Origin of the sequence: Croceicoccus gelatinilyticus, assembly GCF_018398395.1 — a bacterium.
GTDB lineage: Bacteria > Pseudomonadota > Alphaproteobacteria > Sphingomonadales > Sphingomonadaceae > Croceicoccus > Croceicoccus gelatinilyticus.
Map to the genome: position 1 here is coordinate 449,727 of NZ_JAHCBF010000002.1, position 21,283 is coordinate 471,009.

General features: G+C 65.4%; 22 protein-coding genes. All 22 read right to left on the reverse strand.

Annotated features, from left to right (window positions below; translation table 11 throughout):
- Positions 1-4: 4 nt before the first annotated feature.
- On the reverse strand, positions 5-1,279 hold the full coding sequence (locus KIH45_RS06000; RefSeq protein ID WP_337925409.1) for a DUF3422 domain-containing protein: 1,275 nt from the start codon (positions 1,277-1,279) through the stop codon (positions 5-7).
- Positions 1,276-3,570 carry a carbamoyltransferase HypF gene (hypF, locus tag KIH45_RS06005; RefSeq protein ID WP_213175087.1) on the reverse strand — a complete coding sequence of 765 codons (2,295 nt, stop codon included), beginning with the start codon at positions 3,568-3,570 and terminating at the stop codon, positions 1,276-1,278. The genes KIH45_RS06000 and hypF overlap by 4 nt, the downstream gene beginning before the upstream one ends.
- On the reverse strand, positions 3,570-5,021 hold the full coding sequence (locus KIH45_RS06010; RefSeq protein ID WP_213175088.1) for a nickel-dependent hydrogenase large subunit: 1,452 nt from the start codon (positions 5,019-5,021) through the stop codon (positions 3,570-3,572). The genes hypF and KIH45_RS06010 overlap by 1 nt, the downstream gene beginning before the upstream one ends.
- Positions 5,018-6,025, reverse strand: a complete 1,008-nt coding sequence (locus tag KIH45_RS06015) for an NADH-quinone oxidoreductase subunit B family protein (RefSeq protein ID WP_213175089.1) — start codon at positions 6,023-6,025, stop codon at positions 5,018-5,020. The genes KIH45_RS06010 and KIH45_RS06015 overlap by 4 nt, the downstream gene beginning before the upstream one ends.
- Complete coding sequence (locus tag KIH45_RS06020; RefSeq protein WP_213175090.1) at positions 6,015-7,388, reverse strand: sensor histidine kinase; 1,374 nt, start codon at positions 7,386-7,388, stop codon at positions 6,015-6,017. The genes KIH45_RS06015 and KIH45_RS06020 overlap by 11 nt, the downstream gene beginning before the upstream one ends.
- Positions 7,389-7,392: 4 nt before the next feature.
- Positions 7,393-8,892, reverse strand: coding sequence for a sigma-54-dependent transcriptional regulator (locus KIH45_RS06025; protein WP_213175091.1), 1,500 nt, complete (start codon positions 8,890-8,892; stop codon positions 7,393-7,395).
- Positions 8,892-9,947, reverse strand: coding sequence for a hydrogenase expression/formation protein HypE (gene hypE, locus KIH45_RS06030; RefSeq protein ID WP_213175092.1), 1,056 nt, complete (start codon positions 9,945-9,947; stop codon positions 8,892-8,894). Before hypE ends, KIH45_RS06025 begins: the two co-directional genes overlap by 1 nt.
- Positions 9,944-11,095, reverse strand: a complete 1,152-nt coding sequence (gene hypD / locus KIH45_RS06035) for a hydrogenase formation protein HypD (RefSeq protein WP_213175093.1) — start codon at positions 11,093-11,095, stop codon at positions 9,944-9,946. Before hypD ends, hypE begins: the two co-directional genes overlap by 4 nt.
- Positions 11,092-11,373 (reverse strand): HypC/HybG/HupF family hydrogenase formation chaperone, encoded by a 282-nt coding sequence (locus KIH45_RS06040; protein WP_213175094.1) that lies wholly within the window; start codon positions 11,371-11,373, stop codon positions 11,092-11,094. The genes hypD and KIH45_RS06040 overlap by 4 nt, the downstream gene beginning before the upstream one ends.
- 5 nt (positions 11,374-11,378) lie before the next feature.
- Positions 11,379-12,404, reverse strand: a complete 1,026-nt coding sequence (hypB, locus tag KIH45_RS06045; RefSeq protein ID WP_337925410.1) for a hydrogenase nickel incorporation protein HypB — start codon at positions 12,402-12,404, stop codon at positions 11,379-11,381.
- Entirely contained in the window at positions 12,287-12,628 is a 342-nt protein-coding gene (hypA, locus tag KIH45_RS06050; RefSeq protein ID WP_213175096.1) for a hydrogenase maturation nickel metallochaperone HypA, read from the reverse strand. Before hypA ends, hypB begins: the two co-directional genes overlap by 118 nt.
- The gene (locus tag KIH45_RS06055; RefSeq protein ID WP_213175097.1) at positions 12,628-13,533 is read right to left on the reverse strand and encodes a hypothetical protein; all 906 of its coding nucleotides are present in this window, start codon (positions 13,531-13,533) and stop codon (positions 12,628-12,630) included. Before KIH45_RS06055 ends, hypA begins: the two co-directional genes overlap by 1 nt.
- Positions 13,530-14,135, reverse strand: coding sequence for a [NiFe]-hydrogenase assembly chaperone HybE (hybE, locus tag KIH45_RS06060; RefSeq protein ID WP_213175098.1), 606 nt, complete (start codon positions 14,133-14,135; stop codon positions 13,530-13,532). The genes KIH45_RS06055 and hybE overlap by 4 nt, the downstream gene beginning before the upstream one ends.
- 1 nt (position 14,136) lies before the next feature.
- A complete protein-coding gene (locus tag KIH45_RS06065; protein ID WP_213175099.1) occupies positions 14,137-14,355 on the reverse strand; it encodes a rubredoxin in 219 nt (72 codons plus the stop codon).
- Positions 14,352-15,197: a hydrogenase expression/formation protein gene (locus KIH45_RS06070; RefSeq protein ID WP_213175100.1), complete on the reverse strand. Its 846-nt coding sequence runs from the start codon at positions 15,195-15,197 to the stop codon at positions 14,352-14,354. Before KIH45_RS06070 ends, KIH45_RS06065 begins: the two co-directional genes overlap by 4 nt.
- Before the next feature lie 11 nt (positions 15,198-15,208).
- Positions 15,209-15,655, reverse strand: coding sequence for a thioredoxin domain-containing protein (locus KIH45_RS06075; RefSeq protein ID WP_213175101.1), 447 nt, complete (start codon positions 15,653-15,655; stop codon positions 15,209-15,211).
- Positions 15,652-15,981, reverse strand: a complete 330-nt coding sequence (locus KIH45_RS06080; RefSeq protein ID WP_213175102.1) for a HypC/HybG/HupF family hydrogenase formation chaperone — start codon at positions 15,979-15,981, stop codon at positions 15,652-15,654. Before KIH45_RS06080 ends, KIH45_RS06075 begins: the two co-directional genes overlap by 4 nt.
- The gene (locus tag KIH45_RS06085; protein WP_213175103.1) at positions 15,981-16,670 is read right to left on the reverse strand and encodes a HyaD/HybD family hydrogenase maturation endopeptidase; all 690 of its coding nucleotides are present in this window, start codon (positions 16,668-16,670) and stop codon (positions 15,981-15,983) included. The genes KIH45_RS06080 and KIH45_RS06085 overlap by 1 nt, the downstream gene beginning before the upstream one ends.
- 267 nt (positions 16,671-16,937) lie before the next feature.
- On the reverse strand, positions 16,938-17,627 hold the full coding sequence (gene cybH / locus KIH45_RS06090) for a Ni/Fe-hydrogenase, b-type cytochrome subunit (protein ID WP_213175104.1): 690 nt from the start codon (positions 17,625-17,627) through the stop codon (positions 16,938-16,940).
- Positions 17,628-17,646: 19 nt separating this feature from the next.
- Positions 17,647-18,207, reverse strand: coding sequence for a HupE/UreJ family protein (locus KIH45_RS06095; RefSeq protein ID WP_213175105.1), 561 nt, complete (start codon positions 18,205-18,207; stop codon positions 17,647-17,649).
- An 11-nt stretch (positions 18,208-18,218) separates the two neighbouring features.
- Positions 18,219-20,018 carry a nickel-dependent hydrogenase large subunit gene (locus KIH45_RS06100; protein ID WP_213175106.1) on the reverse strand — a complete coding sequence of 600 codons (1,800 nt, stop codon included), beginning with the start codon at positions 20,016-20,018 and terminating at the stop codon, positions 18,219-18,221.
- A 2-nt stretch (positions 20,019-20,020) separates the two neighbouring features.
- Entirely contained in the window at positions 20,021-21,133 is a 1,113-nt protein-coding gene (locus KIH45_RS06105) for a hydrogenase small subunit (protein ID WP_213175107.1), read from the reverse strand.
- Positions 21,134-21,283: the final 150 nt, after the last annotated feature.

The following is a 21,283-nucleotide window of genomic DNA, read 5'->3' on the forward strand; positions in this document are numbered from 1 at the left end:
CGCCTCAGTCGTGGTGCAGGATACGCTGCTTCATCGACCGGATGCCCAGCCACATCGCCGCGACTACGAACGGGGTCAGCACCGCGATGATCACGCCAGACGAAATATCGTGGTTCAGCTTCTCCGCGCCCTTCAGCATGTAGGCGATGAGGCTGATGCCATAGTAACTGAGCGCCACGACCGACAGCCCTTCGACAAGGTGCTGCAGGCGTAGCTGCGTTGTGATCGACTTTTCCATCGAGTGCAGCAGCCGCCCGTTCTGGTTCTCGATCCGCGTTTCGACCCGCGTGCGGAACAGCGACACGAACTGCGCCGTACGCGCCGCCAGCGTCTCGGCCCGCCGCCGGTGCGCGGCGCAAGTGCGGATCGCGGGGAGGAAGCGGCGCTGGGTGAAATCGGCGAGCGACTGGAAACCGGGCACCGGCTCGATGCACAGATCCTCCAGCCGCTCCTCGACCAGAACCGCATAGGCCTCTGTCGCGCTCAGCCGGAAATCGGAGGACGCGGTCTGCGTCATCAGTTGCATCGACAGGTCCGTCACCTGCTTCAGCAGTTCGTCGTCGGACACGTCGCTGCGCGCAACGCGGGTGCCGAGGCTGGCCAGTTCCGCCTCGATCCCGTCCAGCACTTTCCACCCCGCCTGCGCCACCGGCAGGCCGAGCAGCGCGAGATTGCGGTAATTGCCCAGTTCCTGAAGCCGCTGGACGGTACGCGACAAGTCGCCCGGCGGCAGGCCGTTGGCAGCGACCAGCACCGCGCCGAACCCGTCTTCGCGCAGGCGGAAGTCCGACCAGATCCGCGCCCCGCCCGCGATGTGGCAACTTACGAGGTCGAGCGGTTCGAACGCAAAACGCGGCAGCAAGGCATCGGCCTCGGTCTTGTCGGCGACGATGGCAATGCGGGTGGCCCGCACGATCTTGCCCGGCAGGCTGTCCGCCCAGTCGAGCGCGCGCGAAATCGCCGCGTCCCCCTGCGGGTCGAGCGCTGCACCGGCCCCGCGCGAGATGAACAGCGTCGTCGCGCTCGCCTCGCTATGGCGTTCCCACCCGAAGTCCACGCCTTCGCCAAGGCTGCCCTGAACGTGGCGCGGATTGGGGGAATGTTCGACGCTGGCGCCATCGGGCAGGCTGGCAAGCGCTTCCTGCTCTGCCTCGCGCTCCTCGGCCGCGACTTGCCGCAGGACCTGGATCACCGTCATCCCCGGCTGCAACTGCGGCCAGCGCCGCAAGTGCATTTCGGCGACGACCGATTTCCGCAGTTCGTGTTCGTTACGCATCATCGCGTCTTGTCCCGTCCCAGAACCTGCGCCGCCGTGACTGCCTGCCCCAGCGAAAGACCCCCGTCGTTCGCCGGCACCAGCCGGTGGTTCACCGGCTCCAGCCCCGCGGCGCGCAATTGTCTCGACAGGTTCTGCCTCAGAACACGGTTCTGAAGCACCCCGCCCGAAAGGATGACGCGCCCCGCCCCGCCGCTGGCCCGAAGCGCTTCGACAAAAGCCCCCGCCAGCCCCGCGTGGAAGCGCGCGGCGATCACACCGGGTTCGATCTGGGACGCAAGATCGGCTGCAATAGCGCGCCACATCTTGCCCAGATCATCGAGGGGGAAGACATATCCGCTCTCGTCCGCGAATGGCCGGGCCAGCGCCTCCAGTTCCATCGCCGCCTGCGCTTCGTGCCCGATGGCATCAGCGTGAATGCCAACCGCCGCCGATACGGCATCGAACACGCGCCCTGCGGAGGAACACGTCGGACTGTTCAGGCCTTGCGCGATCATCTGCTCCACCGTGCAAACCGCCATGTCGTTCGGCAGATGCCGCGTCAGCGGTGCGGCATGATCGCGCCAGTCCGCGCCGAAAGCGTGGCGCAGGTGCGCGACGAGATTGCGCCACGGCTGCTTCATCGCTGCCGCCCCGCCCGGAAGTGCAACGGCGGGAAGCCCCGCGATCCGCTCGCTCTGCTCAGCATCACCGCGCAGCACTTCGCCGCCCCAGAGCGTGCCGTCAGCGCCCATGCCCAGCCCGTCGAGCACGATGGCATGGCACGCGCCCTCGATCCCCTGCTCTGCCATGCATGACGCCATGTGCGCGTGATGATGCGGCACTTCGACCAGCGGCACGCCAAGCTCTTCAGCCATCGCCTTGCCCAGCTTGGTAGAGAGATATTCGGGGTGTAGGTCGACCGCGATGGCATCGGGCTCAAAGCGGTAGATTTCGCGGAACAGCTCCAGCATCCGGCGATAATCGTCGTGTGCGCCCATGTCCTCGAGGTCGCCGATATGCTGCGACAGGACCGCTTGGCGATCGCGCATCATGCAGAACGTGGCTTTCAATTCGCCGCCCATCGCAAGGATCGAGCCTTTACCGGCCAGAGCCTCGGAAACCACGACCGGCGCAGGCGCAAAGCCGCGCGCGCGGCGCATCAGGACCGGTCCTTCGCCGTCGAGCGCCATGACCGAATCGTCGACCCGGTTCACGATGTCGCGGTCGTGCATCAGCAGCGTATCGGCAAGGCCGAGCAGCCTCTCACGCGCCTCGTCGTTGCCGGTCACTTGCGGCTCGTCGCTGCGATTGCCGCTCGTCATCACCAGCACGCCATCGAACGCATCGAGCAGCAAGTGGTGCAGCGGGGTATAGGGCAGCATGAAGCCGAGGTGATCCTGCCCATGCGCCAGCGCCTCGGGCAAGGCGGGCGCGTCGGCGCGGATGGGCAGGAGCACGATGGGGGCGGCGGGCGACGCTAAAAGGTCGGCCGCCGCCGCGTCCACGTGGCAATAACGCGCGATGCCAGCGACCGTCCTGGCCATAAGCGCAAACGGCTTGGCATCGCGCGCCTTGCGACGACGCAGTTCGTGAACGGCCTCCGCGTTCCGCGCGTCACAAGAGAGGTGGAAACCTCCCAAGCCCTTGATTGCGGCTATCTTTCCATTGCGCAACAGCCGCGCGGTTTCAGCCACAGGTTCCTTTGCCTCGGCACCCAGCCCTTCGAGCCACAGGCGCGGGCCGCAGTCGGGGCAGGCCGTCGGCTGGGCGTGGAAACGGCGGTTTTCCGGGTCTTCGTATTCGGCGCGGCAAGCATCGCACATGGCGAATGCCGCCATACTGGTATTGACGCGATCGTACGGTATCGCCCGGATGATGGACATGCGCGGGCCGCAGTGCGTGCAGTTGCCGAAAGCGTATCCGTGGCGGCGATCCGCCCGGTCCGTCAGTTCGGCAAGACATTCGGGGCACGTCGCCGCGTCGGGCACGATGCCTGTCGCGATCTCGCCGCCTGCGCTGCTCAGGATGACGAAGTCGGTGAAATCGCGTGCGGGTTCGGCCACGCTTTCCACCGTTTCCACGCGGGCCAGCGGCGGAGCTTCGGCGACGATCCGGCGTTCGAATGCGTCAAGCGCGGCGCGGCTGCCTGATGCGTGGACGATCACACCCTCGCCGTCGTTTGCCACGCTGCCCGACAGGCCGAGCTTCCTTGCCAGCCGCCAGACGTGAGGCCGAAAGCCGACCGCCTGCACCAGCCCGCGCACGCGGATGCGCCGGGAAGTCCAGTCTGCCGCCACCCCCCCGGCCTGCATCAGTGCACCGTGCAGACCATGCAAGGGTCGAACGAGCGGACGACGTGCTGGACCGCGACCGGCTCGGTCTCGCCCGCGCGGATCGGCACGCCTTCCAGCGCCTGCTCCAACGGGCCGGGCGTGCCGTTCGCGTCGCGCGGGCTGAAGTTCCAGGTCGTCGGCGCGATGATCTGGTAGTGGTCGATCTTGCCCTTCTCGCCGCGCAGCCAGTGGCCCAGCGACCCGCGCGCCGCCTCGGTCAGGCCGACGCCTTCGCCATTTGCGGGCAGCGGGCGGTGGTCGATAAACGCGGCATCGGTATCGATGGCGGCCAGCCAGCGCTCCATCGCCGGAACGACAAGGGCGAGTTCGAGCATACGGGCGACGATCCGCGCCTCCACGCTCGCCCCGCCCAGCCGGACGATATCGCGAAGCAGCGGGTGACCCGCGACAAGCTGTCGCGACAGCGCACCGACTTCGACCGGTTCGGAGCCGAGGCGCGGGGCCTTGCACCACGAATAGGCATCTTCGCGCGTGGCATCGGGGGGCGGCGCATCGTGCATCGGACTGCCGTGTTCACCGCCCTGCCGGTACCACGCGTGGCTCACATCCTCGGCAATCGCGCCAAGGTCGAGGAACGTGCCGACCCCGCCGCGGAACAGCCCGCGCGAGAAGAAGTGGCCGTCAGCGTTCGGATATGCGCCGAAGCTCATGTGCGGCACGCTCGTCCGGCCAAGCGAGGCAAGGTCGAGAGCGCGCGATATGGCGATGAAATGGGCAAAGTCGGACGGACGCGCGGCTTGCGCCTCGGCCCATGCGTAAAGCGCGTCGCGGCTGGACAGCGCGGCCACGTTCTCCAACCTGTCGCCGAACAGCGTGCGTTCGAGATAGCCGCGAAAACCGGTCAGGATCACGCCCGCGCGTGCCTTTTCCGACCGCGTGATAGCGCGCGTCGACCCGTCGGGCTGGATCGACAGCGTGTGGGGCCACTTGCCTGCAAGAATACCCATCAACTGCATGAGGCCCGCGCGCGCAGGCAGCGCATCGCGTGTCGCCGTCCCCTTCACCGCCGCGAACCGTTCGGCGGCGGCCTGGTGCCACGGTTCGGGCGCGTAAGTCTCCCGCGCGAAGTCGGGCATGAAGAACAGGTAGAAATGGGTGAAATGATCGGCGAGATTCTCGACCGCGTGGACGATGTTGATCGCGTGCGCGCCTGCGGGCGGAATGGCGCGGTTGTCCATCGCGGCCAGCGCGCGGGCGGCGGCGACCGATTGCGAGACCGAGCAGATCCCGCAGATGCGCGGCGCATAGACCAGCGCGTCAGGCAGCGGTTTGGCGTGCAGCATCCGCTCAAACCCGCGATAGAGCGGCGAGGTCACTTCGGCGCGCTGGACTTGGTCCGCGCTGGTGTCGAGCCGCACTTCGAGATCACCCTCGACACGGTTGAACGGGCCGATGATGAGCCGGCTCATCGCTTGCCCTTCCCGCGCGTGGGTAGCGCGGTCAGCCGGTCCTTCGTCGCATCCTCGCGCAAGCGCGCGGGCGTTGCGGCCTTGGACAGCGACGCCAGCGCCACGAACCACGCCTTGGGCATGTCGGTCGGCAGGCCCACCGGAATGCCCGAGATCTTGGGCGTTGCGGCAAAGGCATGGCCCGGTTCCTCGAAACCCGGCGCGGTGCAGTTGATGCAGGGGTAGTTGCCATCAAGACAGCTTCCCGAACCGTTCCACGGGCGGATGTTGCAGTCGGCGCGGGCCTGCGTGCCCTTGCAGCCGAGGTTCTCCATCATGCAGCCCATGTGCGAAAGCTGCTCGGCGCTTGCCTTGAATTCATAGAATTCGTTGCGCGAACAGCCGTGGTGGACGAGGTGGCCGGTATAGGACACGGGCCGCGCCCATTCGTCGATGTCGACCACGTCGAAAGCGCCTGCCGAAATCTGCAGCAGCGTTTCGACAAACCAGTCGGGGTGGATCGGACAGCCCGAGATGTTGATGACCGGCAGCCCGCTGGCCGAGCGGAAGTCCGCGCCCAGCAAACCGCCTGCCTGCTTGCCGTCATAGGCAAGGCCGATCGCGCCGACCTCGTTGCCGTTCGCAGCCGTGATGCCGCCGAACGCGGCGCAGCTTCCCACCGCCACAACATAACGCGCGCGGCGGGCGACCTTTTCGATCACTGCCATCATCGGGGTATCGGTGCCCGCCATGCGGTGGAACAGGCCAGTGCCATTGGGCCCCGTCATCACCGATCCTTCGAGGCAGAAGATGTCGAGCGGTTCTTGTCCTTCGGCCACCGCCTCGATCTTCGCGCGGGCCTCGGCCCCGGTCTCCTCGCTCAGCGACGGATGCCAGACCAGATCGACGTTCGCCGCGTCGAGAGCGGTCGCAAGATCGGGCGATTCCGCGCCGATGAGGGAAAGCGTGCATCCCCCGCACCCGCCCGACTGCAACCACAAGAGGCGCAGCGGCCTATTCGCCATGGCCGCCCTCGTCCGGCAGGGTCAGCGCGAAACAGGCCCCGCCGCCTGGCGCGTCGGAATAGGCGATCGTGCCGCCCATCTTCACGGCCATGTTGTAGCTGACGTACAGGCCAAGCCCCGTGCCCGCGCCGATCGGCTTGGTGGTGAAGAACGGCTCGAAGATCATGGCGAGGTTTTCAGGCGTGATGCCCGGTCCGTTATCGGCCACCGTCAGGCGGACCACCCCGTTCGCCTTGCCGCAAGTGACGGTGATGCAGGCGCCATCGCGCTCTTCCACCGCGTCGCAGGCGTTCTGGATCAGGTTCACAACGATCTGGTGGACCTGCCCCTTGCGGCTGGTGATCTCCAGCTTTTCGGGCATGTCGCAGACGATCTCGGGCTTGCTGCGCTGAGCCTTCAGCACCCAGTCCGCCGCGGTGTGGACCAGTTTTACAAGGTCGAAGCCTTCGGGCTCCTCCTTCTGGCTGGAGGAGAAGCGGCGCAAGTCCTGCACGATGTCGCGCACGCGTTCCGCGCCTTCCAGCGTCCCTTCGACCAGCGGATTGATGTCGCCGAGGATACGGTCGATGCGAAGCTCGTCGCGCAGTGCATCCAGCCGCGGATCGCGCGGGGCGTCGGCCGTCGCCTCGAGGTACTTGGTGATCGCCTCGCCATAGCGTTTCAACGCGTACATGTTGCCGAAGACGAAGCTGATCGGGTTGTTGAGTTCATGCGCGACGCCCGCGACCAGACGGCCCAGCGCGGCCATCTTCTCGCTCATCAAGAGCTGTTCCTGCGTCTGCGTCAGCTTCTGGTGCGCGGCATCGAGTTCGCGGTAGGCGCGCTGCAATTCGCCCAGCGGTCTGCCGACGATGACGAGACCCGCCAGCCGTCCGTCGCCGTCATGGCGCGCCGCGATGTTGAGCGAGATCGCCGCCTGCTCACCATCGGGGGAGGCAAGGTGAAATTCGCGCTGGTCGATCGGGCGGCCCTCACCCGCGTCGGCCATAGCGCTGCGCACGGCATCGCGTTCGGCGGACACGAACAGGTCCACGACCGAGCGACCCAGCAGGACCTGCTCGGTTTCGCCGACGATCGTTTCCAGCGCGCGGTTCGCCTGCTGGATCGTGCCGCCCGCATCGCAGGCGACGACGATGTCGGTCATCGCATCAAGGACCGACCCGATGAAATCATGCGCCTCGGCCAGTTCGCCGTGCTGCTGTTCCAGCGCGGTCTGCGATTTGACGAGGTCGGCATAGACCGTGTCCATCTGGCGGATCACGTCGATCCACATGTCCTCGGCGCTGCCTTCCAGCGAGCCCAGGCCAAGGTGGCGCAGGTCGAGGTCAGGCGGCGGAGGTGCGATGCGGTCGATATCGGTCATGACGTCAGGTGCCCCGCGCCAGCTTTATCGGATGCACGTTTTCAAGGCCATAGCGGTCTAGCTTGGCGCGAAGGCCCACGCGGGACAGGCCAAGCTCCTTGGCCACTCGCGTCTTGTTCCAGCGATGACGGACCAGCGCCTCGCGGATGATCTGCGCTTCCATCGCGGCGACGCGGTCCTTCAGCGGGCCGCTGTCGGCACCGGGCGGCAAGGCGGCCGGCACGCCGTCGTCGCCTGCCGGCAGCGGCACGCGACTGGCAGAGGCCGCGCGGATATGCGGCGAGACAAGGTCCGCGCCCAGTTCCGCGCCTTCCTCGCCCTTCACCACCAGCCGCTGGATCTCGTTCTGAAGCTCGCGCACGTTGCCGGGCCAGGCATAGGCCGACAGGCTCGCCATCGCGTCCTCGCTGACGCCCGCAACGCCCTTGCCCATGCGCAGGCACGCGTTTTCGAGCAGGCTCGAGACCAGCACCGGCAAGTCGCCCTTGCGGTCTTTCAGGTCGGGCAGGCGCACGATCATGCCGGCAAGACGGTAGAACAGGTCGGCGCGGAAACGCTTGGCGCGGACTTCTTCCTCAAGGTCCTTGTTCGTCGCGGCGACGACGCGGACGTTGACCTTGCGCGTGCGCGTATCGCCCAGCGGACGGATCTCGCCTTCCTGCAACACGCGCAGCAGCTTGACCTGGAAGGCAGGCGAAACCTCGCCGATTTCGTCGAGGAAGATCGTACCGCCGTCGGCGCGCTCGAACAGGCCGACATGGTCCGCGACCGCGCCGGTGAAGGCGCCCTTGCGGTGGCCGAACAGTTCGCTTTCCAGCAGTTCGTCGGGCAGCGCGCCGCAGTTCTCGACAACGAAGGGCTTGTCCCAGCGCGGCGAGCCATAGTGGAGCGATCGGGCGGCCAGTTCCTTGCCGGTGCCCGATGCGCCGAACAGCAGGACGGGGATGTCATAACGCGCGACTTCGGCCAGCTGGTCGCAGACCTCGTCCATCGGGCTGCCCTTGGCGCGCACGATACCGTCATCGAACGTGTATGCCTCGCGCAGCCGTTCCTGCCGCTTTTCGACAAGCTGCGAGGCTGCATCGGGCAGCATCCGCAGTTCGACGGCCAGCAGGTCGTTCTGCTTCTGCAGGTCGTAAAGCTGGCACGCCGCCTTCAGCGTCAGCAGCAGGTTATCAGGGTGCCAAGGCTTGGTGATGTACTGGAAGATGCCTGCATCGTTGATGCCGTCGATGATGTCGTGCGCGTCGGTATAGCCCGAGATGATCATGCGGACCGTTTCGGGCCAGCGCTCCTTCACTTCCTTCAGGAAATCCACGCCTTCTCGGTCGGGCATGCGCTGGTCGCACAGGATCACCTTGACCTCGTGATCGTCGAGCAGACGCTCCGCCGCCGCGGTCCGCGTCGCGGTCAGCACCTCGAAATCGGGTTCGAGAATGCGGCGCAGCGATTCGAGGCTGCGGACCTCGTCATCGATGACGAGAATGGTGGGAAGCGACGGCATCAGCAGATCCTGGGCAATTGTTCGCCCGAAAGCCAGTCGACCACGCGCATACCCCCGATCGCGGTTGTCATCCGCACGAAACCGGGCTTGTCGGACACGACCTGCCCGATCAGCGCGGCGTCGCGGCCCTCGGGATGGCGGCGCATCGCGGCAAGCGCGGCCGATGCCTGTTCGGGCGGGCAGATGCAGATCATCTTGCCCTCGTTCGCGATGTGCAGCGGATCGAGCCCCAGCAGTTCGCAGGCCGAGGCGACTTCGGGCTTCACCGGTATCGAAGCCTCGTCCAGCAGCACGCCATAGGGCCGCCCTTCGACCAGTTCGTTCATCGTGGACGACAGCCCGCCCCGCGTCGGATCGCGCAGCAGCGCGGTGCCGGGCGCGGCATCAACCACGTCGGCGACCATGCGGTGCAGCGCCGCGCTGTCGGACACGATGCTCGTCCCGAATTCCAGACCCGCGCGCGAGGACATGATCGCAACGCCGTGATCGCCCAGCGTGCCCGACAGGATCACCGCCATGCCCGAACGGACCGCGTGCGGCCCGATGTCGAGATGGTCGGGCACCACGCCGATGCCGGTCGTGGTGATGAAGACCCCGTCGCCCTTGCCGCGTTCGACGACCTTGGTGTCGCCCGTCGCGATCCGCACGCCCGCATCGCGCGCGGCCTTGCCCATCGATTCCGCAATCCGGTCGAGATCGGCGAGCGGGAAGCCTTCCTCGATGATGAAGCCCGCGGTCAGCGCGATCGGCATGGCCCCGCCCATCGCCACGTCGTTCAGCGTGCCGTGAACGGCAAGGCTGCCGATGTCGCCGCCCGGGAAGAACATGGGCGAGATCACGTGCCCGTCGGTCGACACGACGATACGGCCCGCAGGCTGTGGCATGACGGCAACGTCGTGCGCCTGTGCCAGCAGCGAGTTATTGAAGTGATGCCCGAAGACCCCGCGGATCAGTTCGGCCATCATGCGCCCGCCGCCGCCGTGGGCCATGACGACGCGGTCATCGGCCTTGAACCGGCGGTCTACCTTGGGCGCCTTGAGCCAGACCTCGTTCATTCCGCCGCCTCCAGCGCCATTTCGGCCAGCGTCTCGGCGCGGCGATATGTCCAGTAGGCCGCGCACGCGCCTTCGGAGCTGACCATGCAGCTGCCCATCGGGCTTTCGGGCGTGCAGGCCTTGCCGAACAGCTTGCAGTCCTTGGGCTTCTTCACCCCGCGCAGGATCGAGGGGCATTCGCACGACTTGACCTCGCGCGAGACTTTCTCGCTGATCTCGAACCGCTTTTCGGCGTCGAACTGGGCATATTCCTCGCGGATGGAAAGCGCGCTGTCGGGTACCGAGCCAAGCCCGCGCCATTCGAAGGTATCACGCACTTCGAAGATCTTCGCGACGAGGTCCTGCGCCTTTTCGTTGCCCATGCGGGTGACGACGCGGGTGTACTGGTTTTCGACGTCGACGCGGCCTTCGTTCACCTGCCGGATGAGCATCAGCACCGACTGCATCACGTCGAGCGGTTCGAACCCTGCAATGACGACCGGCTTGGCGTACTTGTCGGAAAGAAACTCGTAAGGTCGCGAGCCGATCACGGTCGAGACGTGGCTGGGGCCGAGGAACCCGTCGAGCCGCACCGCCTGTTCGGGATCGATCTCGGGCGCATCGAGGATGTGGCGGATCGCCGCCGGGGTCAGCACGTGGTTGCAGAAGACCGAGAAGTTTTCGATTCCTTCTGCCCGCGCCTGTTCGATGGCAAGCGCGGTGGGCGGAGTCGTCGTTTCGAACCCGATGCCGAGGAAGACGACCTGTTTGTCGGGATTGGCCCGCGCGATATCGAGCGCGTCGAGCGTGGAATAGACCATCCGCACGTCCGCGCCGTCGGCCTTGGCCTTCATCAGCGAGCGGCGCTTGCTGGCGGGCACGCGGAGCATGTCGCCATAGCTGCACAGGATAACCTCGGGCCGCTCTGCCAGTTCGATCGCGTCGTCCAGCCGCCGGATCGGCAGGATGCAGACGGGACAACCGGGCCCGTGGACAAAGTTCACGTTGTCGGGGACGAGATCCTGCACGCCATAGCGGAAGATCGCGTGGGTGTGCCCGCCGCAGAATTCCATGAAGTTGTAGATGCGCTTCGGATCCGCCTCTGCGCGGATGGCGGCGGCGAGCTTTTCGGCAAGCTGGCGGTCGCGGAATTCGTCGACGTACTTCATGCCCCTGCTCCCCCTGCCATTGCTGCTCCTTCCGATGCCGCGATCTCGTCCAGTTCGTCCTGCAGCAGCCCGCCTTCGGCCATCATGGCCAGCGTCCGCTGCGCTTCTTCCTCGCTCACCTTGTGCAGCGCGTAACCGACGTGGAGCAGGACGTAGTCGCCCACCACCACGTCATCGAGCAGCGCGACCGAGACGCGCTTGACCACGCCGCCCAGCGACACGGTCGCCATGGTGTCTTCGTGCAGTTCGGTGACTTGTGCAGGGATCGCGAGGCACATGGCGCTTACTCCGCCGCTTCCGCATCGGTGAGCGATGAACGCGCCATTTGCGCTGCGCCGCGCAGCCACGCGGTCCAGCGCTCCATCCCCTCGCCGCTGCGGGCCGAAACGCGCAGGATGCGGATCTTCGGGTTCACGCGGCGCAGGTTCGCCTCTGCCAGATCGATGTCGAAATCGAGGTGGGGCAAGAGGTCGACCTTGTTGACCAGCGCGATATCGGACGCGGCGAACATGTCGGGATACTTGAGCGGCTTGTCCTCACCCTCGGTGACCGAGAGGATCGCCACCTTGTGCGCCTCGCCAAGGTCGAAGCCTGCCGGACAGACGAGATTGCCAACGTTCTCGATGAACAGGATCGAGCAATCCTCGACCCCCAGCGATTCCACAGCGTGGCCGACCATGTGCGCGTCGAGGTGGCAGCCTTTGCCGGTATTCACCTGGATCGCCTTCACGCCGGTTTCGCGGATGCGGTCGGCATCGTTGGTGGTCTGCTGGTCGCCCTCGATCACGGCGAGCGGGAGGCGGTCCTTCAGCATCTCCAGCGTCTTGCACAGCAGGGTGGTCTTGCCCGACCCCGGCGAGGACACGAGGTTCAGCGCCAGCACGCCCTTGCCCGCGAACACCCCGCGATTGACCGCGGCATAACGGTCGTTCTTGCCGAGAATATCGGCTTCCAGCTGGATCAGCCGCGTCTGGCTCATTCCCGGGACCGAAGTGCCGGCAGGGCCCGCGCCATAGTGCAGGTCACCATGATCGCCGTGGTGGTGATGGCCATGATCGTGCGCGTGGTCATGCCCGTGATCATGGTGATGATCATGGTCGTGATGATGATGATGGTGGCCGTGGTCATGACTATGACCGGCCTTCCCCTCGATGCGCGTTTCGCCATCGCCGCATCCGCAGACAGTGCACATCAGACGACCTCCAGTTCCTTGATCTTGAGTTCTTCCCCGCCGGTCACCTGCAGCTGGAAACTGCCGCAGGCGGGACAGGGATCGTAACGTTGCTGAATGCCGACATTGGCCGCGCATGGCATGCACCATGCGCTGGCGGGCACTTCGTGAATTTCGAGCTTCGCAGCTTCGGCGGGCGAGCCTTTCATCACGACGTCGAACCCGAAGCGCAGTGCCTCTACCTCGACGCCCGAAAAGGCACCGACTTCAAGCGCGACGCGTTCGACTTTCGTGAAGCCGGACGTGCGCGCGCTGTCCTCGATGATCGAGCGGATGTTCTCGCAAAGCGACATCTCGTGCATCAGGCGGCCTCCACCCGGAATTCGACGCAAGGGTCGAGTGCCTGAACCATTCGCCGCGCCGCCTCCAGCCTTGCGCCCATATCCGCGGGGGATAGCGCGGAGAGCCAGCGCGAGGCGAGCCCCCCTGCGCCAAACTGGCGCTCTGTCGGCGAGGAAATACGATAGGCCGTGACCATGCCGTCCTCGACTTCGGCCTCGTGGACCAGCCGCCCGCGCGAACATTCCACCCAGCCCATGCCCGCTCCGAGCGAAACGGCGCGCACCGCGTCGCCGGAGCGGGCATGGAAGGCGAGATCGACCAGCCTGGCCATGTGGACCCGTGCCAGCGACCCTGCGGCACAAGTTCGGACCAGTGGGTTCTCGCCGTGGCGGCGCAACAGTCCCGGCGTGTCGGAAAGGAACGGGACGTCGCGCACGTTTCGCGATGCGGCAAGGAAGCGCGCGGCGACAGTGTCGCCCTGCGCGATCCAGCGCTCTGCCGCATCGGCTGATTGATCGAGGAATTCGTCAGATCCCATGCCAAGGATCGTATCGCAGGCAAGTGCCGCCGCCTGCCGCACGCCATGTTCGTCGCGCGAGAGTGTATTGATCCGCATCGCGACTTCGCGGTTCGGCACTTCGCCCAGTCCCCGCGCCCAGTCGAGCAGGATGCGCAGTGAATGTTCGCGCACGATTTCGGCCGCCAGCATGTCGCGCATGTCGACCGGCAGGCAGCCGAACAGAGCAAGGCTTGCCGCGCTGCGCTGGGCCATGTGGCAGATTGCGAAGACCTGTCCGACGATTTCCATCGCCTCTGCCGGTGCGCGGCCGACCAGAAGGGCAGCCATTTTCGCGGTGCCGTTGAAGTCGATCTCGCAAGCGCCGGTTTCGGGCACGCGGACGGTCAGGGCGGGGTAACCGCTCATGCCGTGCCTTCCACTTCGCGGCGCAGGCCGAACAGGGCGCGGCGGTCGACACCACGGCGCTTTTTCTCTTCCTCGCGCGCGGCGGCTTCCGCGGCCTCGCGCTTTGCCTGCTCCGCTGCTTCCGCCTCTGCCATGCGCGTCGCCGCGTCCCTGGGGGCGGCGGGCATGACCATCGCTTCGCAAACGGCCTCGCGTTCGGCCTGCTCGGGCTTGGCCATCAGTTCTTCGATCGCCGCATCGGCGGTGGCAACCGCGCTATCCATGTCGGCAAATTCGAACATCGGGGAAAAGAGCGAGCAGCTCCAATATCCGCCCAGAACCTCCTCGTGGTTCCAGATCGCCTCGTAACTGCCCGATGGCAGCAGCATCTGTGCCTTGGCCCCGATGAAAGGCGCGGGGTCAGGCGCGCCCAGGGGCAGGAACAGGATGTTCATGAACCACGGCGTGACGAGGATGCCGACATGGTTTTCGCCCACTCGCCCCAGCCCGCGCATCGCCACGCCCAGCGCCTCGTTCATCACCGGAATACCCGCCATGCGCGTCTCGGCGATGAGCCGGAACTGGCTCTCGATACGGGCCGAAAGGGCGGCGAGCGGGTCCATGTCAGGTCACGACCATGAAGTCTTCGCGGCGCCCGTCGCATTCGGGGCACGAATAGTGATCGGGCAGCTTGCTGAACGGCGTGCCTGCCGGAATCTGCCAGTAGTTGCAGCCTTCCTTCGGGTCATAGATGTGCCAGCAGATCTTGCATTCCAGCACGCTGTCATCGGCAATGCGCGCCGCATCGCCGCCGTAGCTGCCGGCGAAGAAGTGGTCGCTCACCGGTAGGTCTCCATGATCTCCGACAGGCGTTCGGCGGAATCGGCGATGTCCACGTCGGCGGCCAGCGCGACTTCGGGGATGCGGCTGATCTCGATCGAATTGAGGATCAGGGTGTCCTGTGAATTGTAGTACCGCACCCACCAGCAATTGCGCGTGCGCGTGGCGCGGATGCGGCAGTTGCCATAGCCGCGCGACAGGATGATCAGCTCGCCCTCGCCCATCAGCTTGTCGAGGAAGACGAGGTCTTCTTCGGTGTGCGGCAGCAGCGAGAGGTTGATGACGTGCGGATCGGCCCCATCGGCATCCGCGCCGTCGATGTGGTCGTTGATCTCGGCCACCAGCGGCGGGGCGTTGAAGATGTTGGGGCCGGCGCTTTCGGGCATCGTCAGCTTGCCCTTCGCGCCCTCGAACGCGGAGGTCAGCAGCGCGGTCGGGAAAGCCGCGATCTCGGCATAGTCGGCGATGCGCACGCCTTCCTCGCTATAGCCACGCACGCGCCACACGCCGGCCAGCACCGATTCCTGTGCCTGCGTATGGCTGCCCGCCACGACCGAGACTTCACCTTCGCCCAAGAGCTGGTCGATGAAGGCGAGGTCTTCGGCAGCAAGACCCGAAAGGTCGATGCGGGACGGTCCCTCGCGCTTTAGAGCGGACAGGATCGCCTCTGCCGCGGCCATGCCGTCGGGGTGGTCCTGCGCCTCGTCCGCTTCGGGCACGTGGCTTGCGGAAAAGGTCGTCATGCCCGCGGGCATCTTCATGTATTCGAGCTTGCCGCCATCAAAGTCCGCAGGCTGGCTGCCGGGGCCGACGAGAGCGCCCATCATGTTGTCATTCGGCTGCATCGGGGGCGTCCTCAGTTCGTGCCGCCGCAACCGGCGGGCATCTGGAAGGGGGGCGGAGCGCTGGGCTCGCGGCCAAGAATTTCGGGGATCTCGACGAGATAGTCGGCCCAGTCGCGAATGCCCTCGATCGTGCCGAGGTATTCGCCATCACGCAGGAAGACGATCGCGGGAAACGCCTTGAAGCGGTACTTGCGCTGGAGCGGGCGTTCGTCCTCGTGGTGGGCGATCAGCACGCGGGCGTGCCCGTCGAGCGCGCGCTCCAGTTCGGGCAGGACGACCGCGACGTCGTTGCTTTCGGCAAGCCGCCACCAGTCACCGGCAAGGAACAGCATGACCAGCGGTTCGTTCGCGGCGATCTCGGCCAGTTCGGCCTCGCGCACGAAGCTGTAACCGTGGCGGTCTGCGATCCCCGCCAAGAGGGGCGAGCAGCTCTCGCGCTCGATAATGGCCTGGCTCATGAGGTGATCGGGTCCTTGTCCTGTTGTGCCTGAAGGTGGGGCGGCAGTGTCGGCTCCCGCCCGATAAGGTCGGCAAAGGCCGCCTCTATGTTCGCAGTACCGCCCGACATGATCGCCTCTACAGCGGCAATCGCGTCGAGCGAGCGGCGGGCCGAGGCCTCGTCCATCTTCTCGCGCGCGGCGCCGAGGAACGTCATGACCCACTCGCCCGGCGCGACTTCGCCGACGAGCGCGGTGTCGATGCGGTGCTGCGCGCCTGCATGGAGGCAGACGGCGCGGCCCATATCGTCAACGGCTTCGACCTGCATGGGAATGCCGATGCACATCAGGCGGGGCCCGCCTTTGCGACAAGGGCCTCCATCTCTGCGTCGAAATCCTCGGGCGGTACGAACCCCTGGGCCAGGACGCGGTCGTCGCCGTGGCGCGGCGCGACATCGGCATCGGGCCGCTCGCCTTCATAGCGTTCGAGCATCATCTCGAGGCTGCCGATGGATTCGATGTCGGACAGCGGCACTTCGCGGCGCACTGCGGTCACTCCGAAACCGGCAAGATAGTCGAGCGCCATCGCGATCGAGGGTTCGATCTTGTCCTTCACTTGCGGACGTAGCGAGCCGCCGTAGTCTTCCAGCTCCACCGGCTGCACCCCGATCAGCAACTGGTGCGCAGGCGGTTCGCCCATCATCTCGGCCATCATCAGGACTTCCTGAAAGCCGGTCTGGTGAAGCGAGACTTTTTTCGCGCCGAGGAACTTTGGCACCTCGTCACCCTCGACCCGCTTCATCGTGCCGGGTTTGAGGCCGTAGTCGACCGCGTCGAACACGACGAGCACGTCGGCCTCGCGGATCTGCTGCACGAGATAGATGCCCTGCGTGCCGCCATCGATCAGGCGCACGTTGTCGGGGAACGCATAGTGGCGGTGCATGTGCTCCACCGCGCGGACGCCGAAACCTTCGTCCGCCCACAGCAGGTTGCCGATGCCCAATACGAGTATGGAAGGCGCCTCTTGCGCGCTCATGATCCTTGCCCTCTCCGTCCGGCGTTTTGAAAACGAACTTGCCGATTTGTTTAGCAAACAGCGTGCCAGACCATCCGCTTTGAAAAATTCCTGTATTTACGGGCGCAAACGGGGCTGATCGCGCTGTCTGCGATCGCACTTATCGGAAAGTATCTTTCCTATTGGAAGTATACTTTCCGGTAATCCACGATACCCCAAACGAAAGATGCGCGCGGACCCGCCAGTCCGCGCGCATCCCCCGAAAGCGCTCACTCAGGAGTGAAAAAGTCAGCGCGGATCCTTGAACGTGCGCCAGCCCGAGAACATCGACGAGATGATCGACTGGCGGCTCATGATGTCTTCGCGCACGGCGGCGTAGATGTGGACGATGACGAAGACGACGATGATCCACATGCCAAGGTGATGCCACGTGTGGACGTCCTGGCTCTGCCCGAAAAGCGGGATGACCCAGCTGGTGAACAGCGTGTGGATGACGCCCGGACCTTCGCCTTCGCCGTAAAGGGCAAGGCCGGTCACGATCATGAAGACGATGCCCCACACGAACAGGAAGTGCATCGCAACCTGCGCCAGCGGGTTGTGCCCTTCGTACTGCTTGGGGCTGTGCTCCATCATCCCGTACCAGCGCATTTCGTGCCAGACTTCCTTCCAGAACGACCGCTTGGTCACCGGCGGCGTGAAGATTTCCTTGGCGTGCTTGTTACCCACGAACGCCCAGTAAACGCGGAACAGCATGCCCACGATCAGGATCTGGCCCGCGACGAAGTGGAAGAACCGGATATAGCCGAAGCCGTAATGGTCATAAGCCTCACCGCCCACCGACGGCGGGGGCGATCCGATGAAATAGCCCGAAATGCACAGGACCACGATCGCAAGCGCGTTGATCCAGTGCCAGATGCGGACCGGCGCCTCGTAGACGTAGACCGCTTCCTGGGTTTGCTTTGCAGTGTCTTGCGCCATTATCCCCTCCCTTGGTGCGTCAGGCCGCGACCGTGGCGATGCCCGCAGCACCGATGCCCAGCGCCGCGATGAAGCGGCCGGTGCGCGTCGCGAAGATCGCGCTGCCCAGCTTCCAGCCGATCAGGTGCAGCGCGGCCGATGCCGCGATGAAACCTGCGAAATAGGCGGGCAGGAAGCCCAGCGCCTCGGTCCCGTGAGCATGGCCATGGGCCAGCGCGAAAAGACCGATAAGGCCAAGCCCCGCGCGGTTGCCGATAAACGGCGCGACGATCAGCAGCGCGGCCAGCGCGAAGAGCGATCCGGCCACGATGCCCTCGGCCGAAAAGCCCGGCAGGACGAGCCCCCCAACGCCGCCGACGGCAAGCACCCCGAGGAACATGGCAGGCGCGTGCCACGCCTGTTTCGGCGCGCGGGTCGCGGCCCACAGGCCTACGGCCAGCATCGCGGCGAAGTGGTCCCACCCTGCGAAGGGATGGGAGAATCCATGGATCAGGTCATGCGCGCCGTTGCCGGTATGGGCTAAGGCCGGCGTTGCCGCCGCAAAGGCGGCAAGCGCGGTCAGGATGCGTGTGGGATGCATTGCCATGGTCCTTATCGCACCTTCACTTCGGCCAGTTCGTCGCCGTCCGGCCCCATGACGTGGGTCGAACAGGCAAGACAGGGGTCGAAGCTGTGCAGCGTGCGCAGGATCTCGACCGGTTCGTTTGCGCGTTCGACCTTCGTGTTCATCAGCGATGCCTCGAACGCGCCGATATTGCCTTCGTTGTCGCGGGGAGAGCCGTTCCACGTGGTCGGGACGACGCACTGGTAATTCTCGATCCGGCCATCCTTGATGCGGATCCAGTGGGCCAGCGCGCCGCGCGGAGCCTCGGTGAAGCCCACGCCCTTGACTTCCGTCGGCCAGGTCTTGGGATCGAACTTCGCGGTGTTGGCGGTGCTGGTGTCGCCCGCCTTCACGTTGGCGATCAGCTTGTCGAGGAAGTACTTCTGCTTTTCGGCAGCCCACTGTGCTTCGAGCGCTCGGGCAGCGGTGCGGCCCAGCGTCGAGAACAGGACATCGACCGGCGCATCGAGCGCGCGCAGAAAGCGGTCGGTCTGATCCTTGAACTCTTCGTGACCCTGCATGTAGCCGATGACGTAGCGGGCCAGTGGGCCCACCTCCATCGCGTGGCCGCGCCAGCGCGGGGCCTTGATCCACGAATACTTCGCGCCCTCGTCAAGCTGCTCGATCGCGGTGGTGGTGCCCTTGAAGTTGGGGCCGAGCTCATAGTTCGGCTCGGTAATGCCGTCCCACGGGTGGAGGCCCATCTTCTCGTCCGGGTACTTGTACCATGAGTGCGGGACGAATTCTTGCACCTGATCGGGATCAGCAAGGTCGACGGGGTGAATGTCGGTCAGCTTGCCGTCGATGATCGCGCCGTGCGGCATCATCAGGTTTTCGGGGCTGTAGTCGTTGGCGCGGTCGGGAATGTCGCCGTACGCCAGCAGCGCCTTGTCCGACAGGCCGCCGCCATAGAGCCAGTCCTTGTAGAACCCGCCGATCGCGATCACGTCGGGGACATAGACGTTCTTCACGAAGTCGATGCACTTTTGCGTGATGCTGGCGACGAAGTTCAACGACACCATATTGACCGGAGCGCCAGCCGCCATCTCGCCGTCGAGGTTGATGGCGCACGGCACACCGCCGACCAGCCAGTTGGGGTGGATGTCCTTGCCGCCGAAGATCGTGCGGACGAGCATGATCTCCTTCTGGAAGTCCAGCGCCTCAAGATAGTGCGTCACCGCCATCAGGTCCGCTTCGGGCGGCAGCTTGTAGGCGGGGTTCGTCCAGTAGCCGTTCTTGAACGGGCCGAGCTGGCCGCTTTCGACGAACTTCTTCAGGCGCGTCTGGATGTCGCGGAAATAGCCCGGCGACGAATTCGGGTGGCTGGGCGAGACTTTCTGCTGAAGCTCGCTCGTCGCCTTGGGGTCCGCCTTCAGCGCATTGACGGGGTTCACCCAGTCGAGCGCGTGCAGGTGGTAGAAGTGCACGAGGTGGTCATGCACCTGCAGCGAGAGCTGCATGATGTTGCGGATCGAATTCGCATTTTCGGGAATGTCGATGTTGAGCGCATTCTCGACCGCGCGGACCGACGTCAGTGCGTGGGTGCCGGTGCAAACGCCGCAGATGCGCTGGGTAAAGGCCCAGGCATCGCGCGGATCGCGGCCCTTGAGGATGACCTCAAGCCCGCGCCACATCGTGCCGGTGGAAACGGCGTTGCGGATGACGTTGTTGCCGTCGAGGTTCACCTCGCAGCGCATGTGCCCTTCAATACGGGTCACGGGGTCGACGACGACGCGCTTGCCGCTGGTGTCGAGATTATAGCCGTTGGGCGTGACGGTGGTTGCCATGATCAGGCATCCTCATGCGTGTTGTTGGTATCTGTAGGCGTGGCCGAGTTCTTCGACCGCGCGCGCTTGACCGCGCTGGCGGCGGCATGGGCAATGACGCCCGCGCCGACGACCGCAGCCGCGGTGCCGCCGATCTGGTCGGCGTCGGCTTCGATGCCGAAGCCCTTGATGTCGGTAAGGCGGCTGTAGAAATCGCCCTTGTCCCAGAAGTCGTCTTCCGAACAGCCGATGCACGGGTGACCGGCCTGGATCGGGAAGGAGAGACCGCCGTTCCAGCGGACGGTCGAACAGGCGTTGTAGGTCGTCGGGCCCTTACAGCCGACCTTGTAGAGGCAATAGCCGCGGCGTGCGCCTTCATCGTCGAATTCCTCGACGAACTGGCCCGCATCAAAGTGCGGACGGCGGTAGCACTTGTCGTGGATGCGCTGCGAATAGAACATCTTGGGACGGCCCTGCAGGTCCAGTTCCGGGATGCGGTCGAACGTAAGCATGTAAGTGATGACACCGGTCATGACTTCGGCGATCGGCGGGCAGCCGGGCACCTTGATGATCGGCTTGGACGCGATGCCCGGCACCTTGTGGACCGGAGTTGCCTGCGTCGGGTTGGGACGCGCGGCCTGTACGCAGCCCCAGCTGGCGCAGCTGCCCCAGCTGATGATCGCCTTGCAGTGTTCGGCCGCGTGCTTGAGCTGTTCGACGAAAGGACGGCCACCGATGATGCAGCTCATGCCTTCCTGGTTCAGCGGCGGGTTGCCTTCGACGGCAAGGATGAAGTTGCCGTCGTACTTCTCGATCGTTTCCTCGATGATCGCTTCGGCCTGTTCGCCAGCGGCCGCCATGATCGTGTCGTCATAGTCGAGGCTGATCATCGACAGGATCACGTCCTTGGCCAGCGGGTGGGCCGAACGGATGAAGCTTTCGGAACAGCATGTGCATTCCAGCCCGTGGAGCCAGAGCACCGGGATGCGCGGCTTCGTTTCCATCGCCGTGCGGATTTCCTGCGCATAGGCCGGGCTGAGGCCGAGGGCCGCCGCGGTCAGGCTGCAGAACTTGTTGAAGCTTCGCCGCGTAATGCCCTGCCGGCGCATCACGTCATAAAAGGTCTCGATCGCCATAGCTGGCTGTCCCCTCATCCCGTACTAACATTGCGGCGCCGGGCGCCCGTCCGGGACAGACAGAAGCAAGGGGCGTGCCAGATCAGCGCGCCCGATAGATTAGCGGCAGGTTACAGGGGGATTACGGGCGCATGACCGGCGCGTCGCCCC